Source organism: Rhizobium esperanzae (assembly GCF_002204185.1).
In the GTDB taxonomy this organism is placed as follows: Bacteria; Pseudomonadota; Alphaproteobacteria; order Rhizobiales; family Rhizobiaceae; genus Rhizobium; species Rhizobium esperanzae.
The window spans coordinates 51,234-65,917 of the sequence record NZ_MXPU01000016.1 but is presented as its reverse complement, the minus strand read 5'-3'; the positions used below and the strand labels follow the sequence as shown (position 1 = coordinate 65,917).

The window sequence follows — 14,684 nt, the reverse complement described above, 5'->3', positions numbered from 1 at the left end:
AATGACAGTTGAGTGCACCCGGCTCAAATCCGGGCTGACAGTAGTCACAGAAACCATGCCGCACCTTGAAAGCGTGGCGCTCGGTGTCTGGATCAAATCGGGATCTCGGAACGAGACGGCAGACGAGCACGGCATCGCCCACCTGCTCGAGCACATGGCCTTCAAGGGCACGGCTCGCCGTTCGGCCCGTGAGATCGCCGAGGAAATCGAGGATGTCGGTGGCGAGGTGAACGCCGCCACCTCGACCGAAACGACCTCCTATTATGCCCGCGTACTGAAAGACCACGTGCCGCTCGCCGTCGATATCCTCGCCGACATCCTGACCGAATCGGCCTTCGAGGAGGAGGAGCTGGAGCGCGAGAAGCAGGTGATCCTGCAGGAGATCAACGCCGCCAACGACACGCCCGACGACGTGGTGTTCGACAAGTTCTCGGAGGCCGCCTATCGCGACCAGACGCTCGGGCGGGCGATCCTCGGCACGCCACAGACCGTCGTTTCGTTCACGCCGCAGCAGATCCGCACCTATCTCGGCCGCAACTATACGACCGACCGCATGTTCGTCGTAGCGACCGGCGCCGTCGATCATGAAGAATTCCTGCGCATGGTCGAGGATCGCTTCGCCAGCCTGCCGACATCGCCATCCGCCCCGCCGGTCATGGAAACGGCGCGTTATGTCGGCGGCAGCGTGCGCGAACCGCGCGACCTGATGGATGCGCAGATCCTGCTCGGCTTCGAGGGCAAGCCCTACCACGCCCGCGATTTCTACTGCTCGCAGATCCTCGCCAATATCCTGGGCGGCGGCATGTCTTCCAGGCTGTTCCAGGAAGTGCGCGAATTCCGCGGTCTCTGTTATTCCGTCTATGCCTTCCACTGGGGCTTTTCCGATACCGGCATCTTCGGCATTCATGCCGCGACCGGCGGCGAAAACCTACCGGAGCTGGTGCCGGTCATCATCGACGAGCTGCACAAATCGGCCAATGAGATCCACCAGAAGGAAATCGAGCGCGCCCGCGCCCAGATCCGCGCCCAGCTGCTGATGGGCCAGGAGAGCCCGGCCGCCCGCGCCGGCCAGATCGCACGGCAGATGATGCTCTACGGCCGGCCGATCTCCAATCCGGAGATGATGGAACGGCTGGAAGGCATCACCATCGAGCGGCTGACCGATCTCGCCGGCCGGCTGTTCTTCGACACGGTGCCGACGCTGTCGGCAATCGGGCCGCTGGAACAGCTCGCGCCGATGGAAGACATCATCGCCTCGCTTTCGGTCCCGGCGCCGAAGACGATGCAGGCCAGCTGAGCCGACGTCCGTCTGCCGGGAGTGATCGATGCCAAAATCGGTGTTTCGGTTCCTGTCGCGGCAGCCGGATGCGGTGGAGCTGGAGAATGAGAAATACCTCCTGCGCCTGCCGCGCTATCAGGATTTCAACCAGTGGCACCGGCTGCGCGCCGAAAGCCGCAACTTCCTGGAACCCTGGGAGCCGACCTGGCGGCGCGACGAGCTGACGGAGGGCGCCTACCGCGCCCGCGTCATCCGCGGCAAGCAGGAATATGCCTCGGGACAGTCGATCCCGCTGTTCATCTTCCTCAAGGAAAACCGCACTCTCGTCGGCGGCATCACCATCGGCTATATCAGGCGCGGTGCGGCACAAAGCTGCATGATCGGCTACTGGATGGGCGAACGCCATGCCGGCCAGGGGCATATGTACGCCGCGCTTCAATTGGTTATTCCTTACATCTTCTCCGGGCTTGAGTTGCACCGTATTGAAGCAGCCTGTATTCCAGATAACGCGCGCAGCATGCGTCTGCTTGAAAAGGCCGGGTTTCAACGGGAAGGCTATCTGCGCGGATATTTGAAGATCAACGGTCAGTGGCACGACCACGTGATGTTCTCACGGCTCGCCACAGATACGGATAAAGGCAGGAAAACCGACAGCCGATGACCAGAAACAGCATGCTGCCCAAGTCACCGTCCGGACGAGTGATCGCGGTGATCGCAGCCCTTTTCCTGGCGGTCTTCGCCCTTTCGGCGGGCGTTGCCCAGGCGGCCGAGCCGGTGAAGATTTCCCGTGACGATACCGCGCTCGATCTCACCGCGACGACCGAGATCTACGCCAACCAGGGCGAGGCCTTTCAGGTTTCGACGGCGGCCGGGGCCGACGGCATCCGCCGGCGCATCGAGGTCCGGGCGAGCTCGGAGAATCACCAGGGCGACTGGGCGGTGTTTGCGCTTGCCAATGTCTCGGAGGAACAGCTGGAGCGGGTCATCGTCGCGCCGCATTTCCGCCTGGTCAATTCCAAGCTCTTCTGGCCGGATCTCGGCTCGCAGCGGATCAGCGCGATTACGCCGAGCGAAGGCTTTGCGCTCGACCGGCAGCCGAGCGACGAGGCCGACGTCTTCCGCATCACGCTGAACCCCGGCGCCGTCATCACCTTCGTCGCCGAACTGTCGACGCCGGAGCTCCCACAGATCTATCTCTGGGAACCGAACGCCTACAAGGACACGATCAACGCCTTCACTCTCTATCGCGGCATCGTGCTCGGCATTGCCGGTCTGCTGGCGGTGTTCCTCACCATCCTCTTCGTCGTCAAGGGCACGTCGATGCTGCCGGCGACGGCAGCACTCGCCTGGGCGGTGCTTGGCTACATCTGCGTCGACTTCGGTTTCCTCGGCAAGCTGATCAGCGTCGCCTCGGCCGACCAGCGAATATGGCGCGCCTGCGCGGAGGTGGCGCTCGCCTCGAGTTTCGTCATCTTCCTCTTCACCTATCTGAACCTCAACCGCTGGCATGCGCATCTCGGTTACGCCACACTCGCCTGGGTGCTCGGCCTTGCCCTGCTCTTCGGCGTGGCGATCTACGATCCGTCGATCGCCGCCGGCATCGCCAGACTGTCCTTCGCGCTGACGGCGGCGACCGGGCTGCTGTTGATCATCTATCTCGGCTTCAACCGCTACGACCGCGCCATCCTCTTGGTGCCGGCCTGGGCGCTGACGCTCGTCTGGCTGTTCGGGGCGTGGCTGACGGTCACCGGCCGGCTCGACAACGACATCATCCAGCCGGCGCTCGGCGGCGGCCTGGTGCTGATCGTGCTTTTGATCGGCTTTACCGTGATGCAGCACGCCTTTGCCGGCGGCGCGTTCCAGCAGGGGTTGTTTTCCGATCTCGAGCGGCAATCGCTGGCGCTGACCGGTTCCGGCGACATGGTTTGGGACTGGGACGTGGCGCGCGACCGCGTCGTCACCATTCCCGACGTCTCGGTCAAACTCGGCCTCTCCCCAGGTGCCATGCACGGGGCGGCGCGCAACTGGCTGCCGCGGCTTCACCCTGACGACCGCGACCGCTTCCGCGCCACACTCGACGTGCTGCTCGAACACCGCCGCGGCCGGCTGAACCACGAGTTCCGCATCCGCGCCGAGGACGGGCATTTCCACTGGCTGTTGATCCGCGCCCGGCCGGTGCTCGGCTCCAACGGCGAGATCATCCGCTGCGTCGGCACGATCGTCGACGTCACCGAGCAGAAGAATTCCGTCGAGCGGCTGCTGCAGGATGCGCTGCACGATAATCTGACCGGCCTGCCGAACCGACAGGTCTTCCTCGACCGGCTGCAGTCGGTGCTGGCGCTGGCGCCGGGCGGCGAGACGCTGCGTCCGACGGTGATGGTCATCGACATCGACCGCTACAAGCTGGTCAATGATTCCCTCGGAGTGGCCGCCGGCGACAATATCCTGATCGCGCTGACGCGGCGCCTTCGCCGGCTGATGAAGCAGCAGGATACGCTGGCGCGGCTTGCCGGCGACCAGTTCGGTCTGATCCTGGTGTCCGAACACAACCCGGCCAAGGTCGCCGATTTCGCCGATGCGGTCAGCAAGGCGATCATGGTGCCGATCAACTTCGCCAATCGCGAGATCATCCTGACGGCTTCGATCGGGCTCGCCTCCTGGGTGGACCGGCAGGAGAGCGCGACCGGCCTGCTCAGCGACGCCGAGCTTGCGATGTATCGGGCAAAGCGGGCCGGCGGCAACCGCGTCGAGCCGTTCCAGCCGGCCTTCCGCGATTTCGGCACCGACCGGCTGCAGCTCGAAACCGATCTGCGCCGCGCCATCGAGCGCAAGGAACTGTCGATGGTCTATCAGCCGATCGCCCGGCTGGAGGATGTCGAAGTCGCCGGCTTCGAGGCGCTGATGCGCTGGGAACATCCCAAGCGCGGCAATATCCCGCCCTCCGAATTCATCCCCATCGCCGAGGCCTCCGATCTCATCGGCCCGCTCGGCATGTTCGCGCTGGAACAGGCGACCAACGACCTGATGAGCTGGCAGACCCAGACCGGCGAACTGCCGATCTTCGTGTCGATCAATCTGTCGAGCGTGCAACTGCTCAACAACGAGCTCTATGACGACGTGCGTTCGGTTCTCGCCAAGACCCATTGCGCACCCTCGCGGCTCAAGCTGGAACTGACGGAATCCATGGTGATGGAAAATCCGGAACAGGCCCGCCTGGTGCTGCAGAAGCTGAAAGAAGCCGGCATTGGCCTGGCGCTCGACGATTTCGGCACGGGCTACTCGTCGCTTGCCTATCTCACCCGCTTCCCCTTCGACACGATCAAGCTCGACAAGGCGCTGGTGCGCGACAGCAGCGACAAGAAGGCGACCGTGCTCCGATCGGTGATATCGATGGCGCGCGAGCTCGAGATGAAGGTGGTAGCCGAAGGCATCGAATCCAACGAGGATGCGATCGAACTGGCCAAAATGGGCTGCAGCTACGGTCAGAGCTATCTCTTCGGCCCACCGATGCCATCGGACTCGGTGCTGCGGCTGCTTCGCGACCGGTTTCCGCTGACGAAACGGGCGTGAGGGAAAGCGATCGCCTTTACGGGTTCTTCCCGGCGCGCCTTCCCATAAATGGCCATTGACCGACGGCCGGCAATGTGCGCCACTCCTTTATCACGCAAGGAATTTTCGATGCTCAAGCTTCTGCTCGCCCTCTCGATCGGCGCCTTTTTCGTCTCGCCGCTTCAGGCCGGTGACATCCATCCCGTCATGAGGTCGTGCATGCCTGGGGTGAAGCATTGTGAACGATGGGCCGAGGAATTCCAGACGGCGCTGGCGCTGGCACAGAAGGGCGATCACGCCGCGCAGCAGACCGTGGCTTTCTGCCTGTCTTCCGGATGCCATGGCGCGGTGGTCGTCGACAGGGTCGCCTCCTGCAGCTGGCACCTCGTCATCACCAATTCGGGTGCGGCCACCGTGCTCGACCGCTCCAACCTCAGGAACACCTGCCGGCCAATGACGCCGGCACAGAAGGACGAAGCCCGTGCTCACGCCGGCGAGCTCGTCCACAAGATCTATAATCGTGACATGGCGGCGACCGACCAGATGTAGGCCCGGCCTCCTCCGGCGCTCGGCCAACGACCGGCGTCAAAAATAAATCTCATTGCCCTCCCGGCTTTGGCCGCTATTCTCCTCTCGAGAAAATCGGGAGGACCATAATGATCCTGCACTGCGTGTTCCTGCGGCTGAAGACGGCGATGACGATGGACGACAAGCAATCGCTGTTCGACGCGATCGTCGCATTGAAACAGGTCATCCCCGGCATATTGGATATCAAATACGGGCCGAATGTTTCACCCGAAGGCCTGCATGCCGGCTTCGTCGATGGTTTTGCGGTGACCTTCGAAAGCGCCGAAGCGCGGGATGCCTATCTCGTCCATCCCGCCCATGTGGCCGTCGGCGAGCGTATCGTCTCCTCGACGGATGGCGGCCTTGCCGGCATCCTGGTCTTCGACCTCAATCTGTGAGAACGGCCGGCAGTTGCGGAACGCAGCTGCGATCCGTTCATCAATCCGTCCATGGTTCAGGACTTGACTGCCACGGGGAAGGTCAAGGCAGGGAGCCAGGTCAGGTTTGGCCGAGTCGGGATGGGTGTGGCCGCAAAGGCGGGCAGCCGGCCACTCGACATGGGATCGGTCGTCGCATTCGTACACGCATTGAAGAGCGCCGAAACGATCGCTTACGCCAGTGACGGAACCAGCGGCAGCTACTTCTGCGGTTTGCTGGATCGCCTGGGAATAGCCGATGAGGTGAAGCCCAAACTCGTGGCCGTACCGGGAGGGCAGACGGCGGCGGCGGTCAGCCGTGGGGAGGCCGAGCTGGCCGTCGTTCCCGTGACGTCGATTCTCGCAGCCGCTCCCGACGTCGTGCTCGCCGGCCGGTTTCCGGCAGAGCTCCAAAGTTACATCGACTTCGCCGTCGGCGTCAGCGCCGATCCGCGTGATGCAGAAGCCGCCAGGCAGCTCTCGGCGTTTCTGACCTCGACTGCCGTTGACGATATCCTGACGGCAAAGGGTGTCGAGCGCCGCTAGCGCAGCGGCGCACGACCCCGAGGCCTCGGTCCTCAGCTCGACTTGGCCATGGCCGCGGCGAGCTGGTCGACATTGTAGCGGAACATCTTCTCATAGGTCGGCGCCGGGCCCTTGGCATCGGAGAGCGATTCGACAAAGAGCTCACCGCCGGGTTCGGCGCCGGTAGCCTTGGCGACCTGCTTGACCAGGCGCGGATCGTTGGAATTTTCGAAGAAATAGGCCTTCACGTGCTCGCTCTTGATCTGTTCGATCAGCTTGGCGACGCCGGCGGCCGAGGCCTCGCTCTCGGTGGAGAGACCGAGCGGCGCCAGGAAGCTCACCTTGTATTCGCGGCCGAAATAGCCGAAGGCGTCGTGGCTGGTCAGCACCTTGCGGCGATCCTCGGCGATCGCGTCGAATTTCGCATGGGCATAGGCGTTCAGCTCATCCAGCGTCTTCGTGTATTTCTCGGCATTGGCCTTGAAGGCGGCGGCGTCGGCGGGATCGGCTGATGACAGCGCCTTTTCGATATTGGCGACCCAGACCTTGACGTTGACCGGGCTGTTCCAGACATGCGGATCGGTGATTTTTTCGCCGTCCTCTTCCATGGTGCGGGTGGCAATGCCATCGGAGACCGTCACCGGCTTGCCCTTGTAGCCCGAGGCGGTGATCAGCCGCTCCATCCAGCCTTCCAGCCCTTCGCCGCTGACGAAGGTGACCTCGGCCGCCTTCAAATTCTTCGCATCGGCCGGCGACGGCTCGAATTCATGAGGATCGCCATTAGGCCCGACGAGGCTCGTGACATGAACATGGTCGCCGCCGACCTGTTTGACCACATCGGCAAGCACGGTGAAGGACGCCACAACCTTCAGCGTTTCGGCGAAAGCGGGCGCGGCCGACAGCGCCATCAGCGCGGGAACTACGGCGGCCGAGAGAAGCAGTCTGTGCGATATCATCGAAGTCTCCTTGAAATCAGCCCTTCAGATGCGGGCGAGGAAAGAAGCGCCGGGCGATGCCGGAAGGCGCGAAGAGGATTGAAACGGCGTAGAACAGCGCCGCCGTCATGATGATCGTCGGGCCGGAGGCGAGTTCGAGATGGTAGGAGGCGATCAGGCCGAGATAGCCGGAGGCGGCGGCGCTGACGGTGGCGATCAGCATCATGACAGGCAGGCTGCGCGACCAGAGCTGGGCGATGGCCGCCGGCAGCATCATCAGGCCGACCGCCATCAGCGTGCCGAGCGCCTGAAAGCTGGCGACGAGGTTCAGCACTACCAGCAGCAGGAAGAGGACGTGATAGACCGGCCCGCGCCCGCCGACGGCTCTCAAGAAACCCGGGTCGAAACATTCGGCCACCAGCGGCCGGTAGATGGCGGCGAGGATGAGAAGCGTCAGCGAGGTGATCGCACCGATCTGGTAAAGTGCCGGCGCATCGATCGCCAGGATGGTGCCGAAGAGCACGTGCAGCAAATCGATGTTCGAGCCCCGCAGCGAGACGATCAGTACGCCGAGCGCCAGCGAGGCGAGATAGAAGCTGGCAAAGCTTGCATCCTCGCGCAGCACCGTCATGCGGCTGACGGCGCCGGACAGCAGCGCCACCGACAGGCCGGCGACAAGACCGCCGAGGCCCATCGCCGTCAGCGACAGCGAGCCGGCAATGAGATAACCGAGCGCCGCCCCCGGCAGCACGGCATGGCTCATGGCATCGCCCATCAGGCTCATGCGCCGCAGCATCAGGAAGACGCCGATCGGCCCAGAGCCGAGTCCGAGGCAGAGGCAGGCGACAAGGGCGCGGCGCATGAAACCGAAATCGGCAAAGGGCGCGAGGAAGAGATCGTAAGCCGTCATGCCGCCGGCGCCTCTTCCGGTTCACAGGCCGCCGCATCCTCATCCCAGCGCTCGGCCATGGCGCGGGCTTTCAGAAGATTGGCAGAGGACATGACGTCGCCGGTCGGCCCCCAGCCCACCAGTTCGCGGGCAAGCAGCAGGGTTTGGGGGAAATGCGTCCGGACGAGCTCGAAATCATGCAGCACGGCTATGACGGTGCGGCCCTCGCCATGCCAGCGGGTGACGATATCGAGGAGATCCCTGGTCGTGCGGGCATCGATTGCGGTGAACGGCTCGTCGAGCAGGATGACGCCGGCATCCTGCAAGAGCAGGCGGGCAAAGAGCACACGCTGGAACTGGCCGGCCGAGAGCGAGCCGACATGGCGCCTGCCGAAACCATCGAGACCGACGGCGGCCAGCGCCTCGCCCGCCCGTTTCACATCGGCGGGTGCCACGCGGCCGAAGGCTCCGCTCGCCTTCCAGGCGCCGAGCATGACGGTGTCGATGACCGAGATCGGAAAGCGCCGATCGATCTCGGCCGCCTGCGGGAGATAGCCGAATTCCGCCCGTGCCAGCCGGTGCTCGACCCTGCCTTCGGCCGGGCGAAGCTCCCCCATAATCGCCTTCAGCAGCGTCGACTTGCCCGCCCCGTTCGGCCCGGCAATCGCCGTCAGGCTGCCCGGCGCAAAGACGCCGGAGACATGATGGACGGCCGGGTGACGGTCATAGGCGATCGTGAGATCGTCGAGACGGATCAACGGCGTCATGGCAGCAGAACCGCCCAGTGGATGGCGAGCCAGAGAACGGCAATGACCAGTGCGACGCCGACTACCCTCAATAAGGCCGATTGTCCCATAAGGCTGATGGTAAGGCGGTCGGGGCTCGGCGACATGGCTGATCCTACAATGTAATAACATTACGGTTATGTTATAACGATTGCGGCAAGATTGAGGCGGAGCGGGACGTTGGTGAATTCCGCGGTTGTCTGCCTCGCCTTTTGTCTGGGCGGCGATGAGGCTCAGAGAAGCAAGCGCCGACGTTCCAGAGAGCCTCATCCTCAGGCGCCCCGCAGGGGCCTCGAAGGACGAGGCGGGTGCGCCGACGTCGTCAACAAACAACAAAAAGGGCGACCGAACGGCCGCCGCCCTTTTCATCTCTCGGAATCAAAACTCAGAGCAGTTCCAGCATCGCCGCCGCGCCGGAAACCGTCGCCTGGCCGGGGCTTTCCTCGACGTTGAGGGCCTTGACCACGCCGTCTTCGACCAGCATCGAATAGCGCTTGGAGCGCAGGCCGAGGCCGCCGGCGGAGAGGTCGGCTTCAAGACCGACGGCTTTGGTGAAGGCGGCGTCCCAATCGGCGAGGAAGTGGATCTTGCCGAGGCCGCCCGAAGACTGCGCCCAGGCGCCCATCACATGCCAGTCGTTGACGGCGAGAACGGCGATGTCGTCGACGCCCTTGCCGAGGATGGTGTCGCGGTTTTCGAGATAACCCGGCAGATGATTCAGCGAGCAGGTGGGCGTGAAGGCGCCCGGCACGGCAAAGAGCACGACGCGCTTGCCGGCGAAGAGCTGCTCGGTGGTGATTTCGACCGGGCCGTCGGCGGTCTTTTCCTTGAAGGTGGCGGCCGGAAGCTTGTCGCCGATCGCGATGGTCATGGTTTTCTCCTCGGGTTCTGTTGCTGGGTGCGGGCTCTGCGGCGGGCGCCGCGGGGGATGGTGGCGACTATAAGTGCCGGTCAGTCAAAGGCAAGCGTGGTCTCTATCGCCCTGTCGCCATCGATAACAAGCACGCCCCAGCGCTTGCCTGACATGTCGTAATCCTTGGGCAGCTTGCCGATTGCCATATCGGTCTTGAAGGTGGCCCCATCGCGTTTGCCGCCGCTCTGCTTGGTGAAGGCATAACCGCTCGGGCCGGTGACGATGATATCGGGGGCGCCCTTCCCGCCACCCGGCAAGGCGAGCGTCAGCGACAGCGTCTTCCGATCAGGTGAGATCGCATGCGCCGTCACCTTGAAATCATCCGAAGGCGGTTTCGGCAGCGTCGCATCAGCGGCCGCAAGGATCGCCTCTTCCTCCGGATGCGACTGCATGGCGCGGCCGAGCTTCAGGCTCAAATTCGCCTGGAAGGGAACGCAGATATCCTTGCAGATGCCGATGAAGGCCGAGGCGTCGATCTTGATCTCGCCTTTCCCAGCCATCAACGACAGCGGCAACGTCACCGGCGCGTCATAGGCGATATCCTCGATCCCGTCTTTGAAAAAATGCTTCGGGACGGGATAGCCAATGGCGTCGAGCGTGACGCCGCTGGCCGGCGCGATGGTGACCTGAGGCGGAATGCCGCTGTTGCCGGGCTCGCGCCAATAGGTGATCCAGCCGGGTTTCGGTTCGATCTGCAGGCCGGCGCGGATTTTGCCGCCGGCGTCGGGCGCCAGCGCCACGAGGCGCATGCGGCCGCCCTCGGCCTCGGCCCAGGCGCTCATTTCCGCCCTGGCGGAACAAAAAGGGCCGAGAGCCGCGGTCACGGAAATGACCGCCATCAAAAGCCGACGCGGGGCCATGAAAATAATCATCATGGAACAACGGTTTACCGAAAGTGCTCTCCGGCCGCCAGAAGAAGCAGCCATTTAAATCTTCATTTTCGGTTGATTGATTTGTGACATTGGCCCATCTTTCTCTTGTCGGGGCCTTGATGCGGTCTGGCAGCAGGAGGAACGATGTCCTTATCTACGCTGAAGAACAGACGGGAACGTGGCTTCTTCGATGGCCAGTTCCTCATCGCCATGCCGGGCATGGAAGACCGCAATTTTGCGCGCACGGTGATTTACATCTGCGCGCATTCGGATGCCGGTGCCATGGGCTTCGTCATCAACCGGCCGCAGAGCCTCACCTTCACCGACGTGCTCCAGCATCTCGACATGATCAAGCAGGAAGAACCGATCGTGCTGCCGCAGCGGGCGCGCGATTTCCCGATCCAGACGGGCGGCCCGGTGGAGAGCGGCCGCGGTTTCGTGCTGCATTCGGACGATTATGCCAGCGACTCCTCAATCCCGGTCAGCGACGACATCTGCCTGACGGCGACCCTCGATATCGTGCGCGCCATCTCCAAGGGCGCCGGGCCGAAGCGCGCGACCATGCTGCTCGGCTATTCCTCCTGGGCGGCCGGCCAGCTCGAAAACGAGGTCGCCAACAATGGCTGGCTCACCTGCCCGGCCAATGAGGAACTGATCTTTGACCGCAACCTCGACGACAAGTACGAGCGGGCGCTTGCCGGCATGGGCATCAACGCCGCCATGCTATCGGCCGAGGCCGGCCACGCCTGACGGTCGCGGCTCGCAAGACGGTCGCGGCTCCCTGACGGTCGCGGGAACGAATAGCCGCCAGTGACGTTCCCTTTCCGCGCGGACGACAGGTCCGACGCCGAAGCATGGAGACATCACAGATGGGTAGCACCAGCGACAAGATTTCAGGCAAGGCAAACGAAATTGCCGGCAAGACCAAGCGGGCCGCCGGCAAGGCCACGGGCAATCGCGACATGCAGGCCGAGGGCGACGTCCAGGAAGCCAAGGGCAAGGGACAGGTCGCAACAGGCAAGGTCAAGGACAAGCTCAAAGGCGCCGTCGATCGGCTCTGAACCAACAGCTCAGCCCCTCACCCGGCCTGCTGCGCACGCGCGCAGCAGGCATTTTAATTCGCCGCTGCCTTGCAGAGAACGGTACGATGAAACTTTTTGCCTGCGACAATTGCGACCAGGTCGTCCACTTCGACAATCGCCGGTGCGTGCGCTGCAACCATCGCCTCGGCTTCCTGCCCGGCGACCTCGCCATGCATGCGCTGGAGCCGCGCGACGAGACGGTCTGGCAGCTCGTTTCCGATTCCGACCGGCACGTGCGCTTCTGCGCCAATTCAGGCCTCGACATCTGCAACTGGCTGGTGGAGGGCGAGAGCGACAGTGAATTCTGCACCGCCTGCCGCCACAACCGGCTGGTTCCGAATACCGACATGCAGGACGGCATCGACCGCTGGCGGCGCATCGGCCAGGCGCAGCGTCATCTCTTCTATTCGCTCTTGCGCTGGAAGCTGCCGCATCCCGATCGCGGCCAAGATCCGCAAGGCGGCCTGGTCTTCGATTTCCTCGAAGATTCCCTGCAGGGCAACGGCAATGTCGTGCCTGCTATGACCGGCCACGAGGAAGGCCTGATCACCATCCGCGCCGCCGAAGCCGACGACGCGACGCGCGAACAGGCGCGCAGCTCGATGAACGAGCCCTATCGCACGCTGCTCGGCCATTTCCGCCACGAGACCGGCCATTTCATCTGGAACAAACTGGTGCGCGATCGCGACGGCCTTGCTGAATTCCGCGCCGTCTTCGGTGACGAACGGCAGGATTATGCGGCCGCCCTGCAAAAACACTATGCCGGCGGCCCGCCTTTGGGATGGCAGGATCATTTCATCAGCGCCTATGCCGCATCGCACCCATGGGAGGATTTCGCCGAATGCTTCGCGCATTACCTCCACATCGTCGACACACTGGAGACCGCCCGCGCCTTCGGCATCGCCATCGATCCGCGCGGCCACGAGGAAATAGCAGGCGAGGTCGATTTCCTTCCCTACAGGGCAAAGAGCGCCGAACAGCTCGTCAGCGCCTGGGTGCCGCTCAGCATCGCGATCAACGCCATCCAGCGCAGCATGGGCCAGCCGGATTCCTATCCCTTCGTGCTGTCGTCGCCTGTCGTGGCCAAGCTCGAATATCTGCATCGGCTGATCCAGGCCGGGGCGACGGCGCCGCAGCAGTGAGAGCAAAGCCTCTCCCATCCTCATCCCGTGCTCGTTATCGGATGAGTCCGCCTCCGCCCGTTGTCGGCTTTCGGGGACGAATTGGCCGGGACGACACCACATATTCCGTCATCCTCGGCCTTGAGCCGAGGATCCATGCCCCTGCTGGTAGGTGTCGGCGTGGATGCTCGGGTCAAGCCCGAGCATGACGGAGATTGGGTTGAACCGACGGGCACATTCATGCCGCCAGTGCTTTAATATAGAGAGAGGTGCGCAACGGCAAAACCGCACACCCCTAAAACGAAACTGCCTTGCCCTTCTTGAAGGGCTCCATGCCCCGGCGCGCAAGTTCATCCGCGCGTTCGTTTTCCGGGTGGCCGGCGTGGCCCTTGACCCAGTGCAGCGTCACCTTGTGGCGGTTGCGGGCTTCTTCCAGCGCCTGCCAGAGCTCGGCATTCTTCACCGGCTTCTTGTCCGATGTCTTCCAGCCGTTTTTCTTCCAGCCGAATATCCATTTGGAGATGCCGTCCTTGACGTAGGCGCTGTCGGTATAGAGATCGACCTCGCAAGGGGTCTTCAGCGCCTGCAGGGCAGAGATCGCTGCCAGCAGTTCCATGCGGTTGTTGGTCGTCTCCGCCTCGCCGCCGCAAAGCTCCTTTTCGACGTCGCCATAACGCAGCACGGCGCCCCAGCCGCCGGGGCCGGGATTGCCGGAGCAGGCGCCGTCGGTGAAGATATCGACGTGTTTCATAGGCTGAGCCCGTATTCTGCAGCTGAGCCGATCTGGCGGTGGAAGCGCAGCTTGCGCAGATATTCGAGCGGGTCCTTCTTGGTGACCATGGCGCCTTTCGGCGTCGTCAGCCAGTCATAGAGCCGGGTCAGGAAGAAGCGCAGCGCCGAGCCGCGCGCGAGCACCGGCAGGGCGGCGATCTCCGTCTCGCTCAACGGCCTGACGCTCTGATAACCCTCGAGCATCGCCATGCCCTTGGTGATGTTATAGGCGCCATCCTTCTCGAAGCACCAGGCGTTCAGGCAGATCGAGACGTCATAGGCAAGCAGGTCGTTGCAGGCGAAATAGAAATCGATCAGGCCGGAGAGCTGATCGCCCAGGAAGAAGACGTTGTCGGGGAAAAGGTCGGCATGGATGACGCCGGACGGCAGGCTCTTCGGCCAGGCGGCGGCGAGAAAATCGAGTTCGTTGCGGATCTCGCCCTGCAGGCCGGGCTCGACCTCATCGGCACGCGCCTCGGATTTTTCCCAGAGCCCCCGCCAGCCCTCGAGCGACAGCGCGTTCGGACGCTTCAGCTCGAAATCTTCGCCGGCCACATGCATTTCGGCCAGCGCCTTGCCGACTTCGCGGCAATGTTTTGCCTCCGGCTTTCTCAGCCACATGCCTTCGAGGAAGGAAATCAGCGCTGCCGGCCGGCCGGAGAGCGAGCCGAGCAAGGCGCCGTCGCGGCGCGGCAGCGGCAGCGGGCAGGAAAGGCCGCGGGCCGCAAGATGCTGCATGAGGCCGAGGAAGAAAGGCAGGTCGCTCTTTTCCACACGCTTCTCATAAAGCGTCAGGATCAGCGGCGCCTTGGAGGTATGCAGCAGGAAATTCGAATTTTCGACGCCTTCGGCGATACCCTTATAGGAGAGCAGCGTGCCTGCATCATATTCCGTCAGGAACCATTTCAGATCGTCTTCGGCGATATCGGTATAGACTGCCAAGGGAGGTCTCGTCTCTGTATTGTGGATGGTGATGACCG

Annotated in this window: 15 protein-coding genes and 1 pseudogene; 9 read left to right on the top strand and 7 right to left on the bottom strand. The window is 63.3% G+C overall.

Annotation, left to right across the window (positions count from 1 at the left end; translation table 11 throughout):
• Position 1 precedes the first annotated feature (1 nt).
• From B5E41_RS22280 to B5E41_RS22255, 6 genes and pseudogenes are all read left to right on the top strand, one after another.
• Positions 2 to 1,297 carry a M16 family metallopeptidase gene (locus tag B5E41_RS22280; RefSeq protein WP_088396078.1) on the top strand — a complete coding sequence of 432 codons (1,296 nt, stop codon included), beginning with the start codon at positions 2 to 4 and terminating at the stop codon, positions 1,295 to 1,297.
• Positions 1,298 to 1,325: 28 nt separating this feature from the next.
• Positions 1,326 to 1,940, top strand: coding sequence for a GNAT family N-acetyltransferase (locus B5E41_RS22275; RefSeq protein ID WP_011424324.1), 615 nt, complete (start codon positions 1,326 to 1,328; stop codon positions 1,938 to 1,940).
• On the top strand, positions 1,937 to 4,849 hold the full coding sequence (locus tag B5E41_RS22270) for a sensor domain-containing phosphodiesterase (RefSeq protein WP_088396077.1): 2,913 nt from the start codon (positions 1,937 to 1,939) through the stop codon (positions 4,847 to 4,849). The genes B5E41_RS22275 and B5E41_RS22270 overlap by 4 nt, the downstream gene beginning before the upstream one ends.
• 108 nt (positions 4,850 to 4,957) lie before the next feature.
• The gene (locus tag B5E41_RS22265; protein WP_088396076.1) at positions 4,958 to 5,377 is read left to right on the top strand and encodes a hypothetical protein; all 420 of its coding nucleotides are present in this window, start codon (positions 4,958 to 4,960) and stop codon (positions 5,375 to 5,377) included.
• A gap of 107 nt (positions 5,378 to 5,484) precedes the next feature.
• The gene (locus tag B5E41_RS22260) at positions 5,485 to 5,793 is read left to right on the top strand and encodes a Dabb family protein (protein WP_088396075.1); all 309 of its coding nucleotides are present in this window, start codon (positions 5,485 to 5,487) and stop codon (positions 5,791 to 5,793) included.
• Positions 5,794 to 5,835: 42 nt separating this feature from the next.
• Positions 5,836 to 6,357 (top strand): annotated as a pseudogene (locus B5E41_RS22255) (molybdate ABC transporter substrate-binding protein); the annotation flags it as partial.
• A 32-nt stretch (positions 6,358 to 6,389) separates the two neighbouring features.
• Here the strand turns inward: B5E41_RS22255 and B5E41_RS22250 are convergent.
• The 5 genes from B5E41_RS22250 to B5E41_RS22230 all read right to left on the bottom strand — a co-directional run bounded on the left by B5E41_RS22250 (position 6,390) and on the right by B5E41_RS22230 (position 10,733).
• Entirely contained in the window at positions 6,390 to 7,292 is a 903-nt protein-coding gene (locus B5E41_RS22250) for a metal ABC transporter solute-binding protein, Zn/Mn family (RefSeq protein WP_088396073.1), read from the bottom strand.
• 16 nt (positions 7,293 to 7,308) lie between these two features.
• The gene (locus B5E41_RS22245) at positions 7,309 to 8,181 is read right to left on the bottom strand and encodes a metal ABC transporter permease (RefSeq protein ID WP_088396072.1); all 873 of its coding nucleotides are present in this window, start codon (positions 8,179 to 8,181) and stop codon (positions 7,309 to 7,311) included.
• Positions 8,178 to 8,927, bottom strand: coding sequence for a metal ABC transporter ATP-binding protein (locus B5E41_RS22240; RefSeq protein ID WP_088396071.1), 750 nt, complete (start codon positions 8,925 to 8,927; stop codon positions 8,178 to 8,180). The genes B5E41_RS22245 and B5E41_RS22240 overlap by 4 nt, the downstream gene beginning before the upstream one ends.
• A gap of 403 nt (positions 8,928 to 9,330) precedes the next feature.
• Entirely contained in the window at positions 9,331 to 9,816 is a 486-nt protein-coding gene (locus tag B5E41_RS22235; protein ID WP_020920584.1) for a peroxiredoxin, read from the bottom strand.
• An 80-nt stretch (positions 9,817 to 9,896) separates the two neighbouring features.
• Positions 9,897 to 10,733: a protein-disulfide reductase DsbD domain-containing protein gene (locus B5E41_RS22230; protein ID WP_176439459.1), complete on the bottom strand. Its 837-nt coding sequence runs from the start codon at positions 10,731 to 10,733 to the stop codon at positions 9,897 to 9,899.
• A gap of 141 nt (positions 10,734 to 10,874) precedes the next feature.
• Here B5E41_RS22230 and B5E41_RS22225 point away from each other — a divergent pair, with 141 nt between their 5' ends.
• From B5E41_RS22225 to B5E41_RS22215, 3 genes are all read left to right on the top strand, one after another.
• A complete protein-coding gene (locus B5E41_RS22225) occupies positions 10,875 to 11,480 on the top strand; it encodes a YqgE/AlgH family protein (RefSeq protein WP_088396070.1) in 606 nt (201 codons plus the stop codon).
• Positions 11,481 to 11,599: 119 nt separating this feature from the next.
• Positions 11,600 to 11,791, top strand: a complete 192-nt coding sequence (locus B5E41_RS22220) for a CsbD family protein (protein WP_088396069.1) — start codon at positions 11,600 to 11,602, stop codon at positions 11,789 to 11,791.
• Positions 11,792 to 11,877: 86 nt separating this feature from the next.
• Positions 11,878 to 12,954, top strand: a complete 1,077-nt coding sequence (locus B5E41_RS22215; RefSeq protein WP_088396068.1) for a zinc-binding metallopeptidase family protein — start codon at positions 11,878 to 11,880, stop codon at positions 12,952 to 12,954.
• 274 nt (positions 12,955 to 13,228) lie between these two features.
• Here B5E41_RS22215 and rnhA read toward each other — a convergent pair whose 3' ends face one another.
• Positions 13,229 to 13,684: a ribonuclease HI gene (rnhA, locus tag B5E41_RS22210; RefSeq protein ID WP_088396067.1), complete on the bottom strand. Its 456-nt coding sequence runs from the start codon at positions 13,682 to 13,684 to the stop codon at positions 13,229 to 13,231.
• Positions 13,681 to 14,646, bottom strand: a complete 966-nt coding sequence (locus tag B5E41_RS22205) for a homoserine kinase (RefSeq protein WP_088396066.1) — start codon at positions 14,644 to 14,646, stop codon at positions 13,681 to 13,683. Before B5E41_RS22205 ends, rnhA begins: the two co-directional genes overlap by 4 nt.
• Between the last annotated feature and the right edge of the window lie 38 nt (positions 14,647 to 14,684).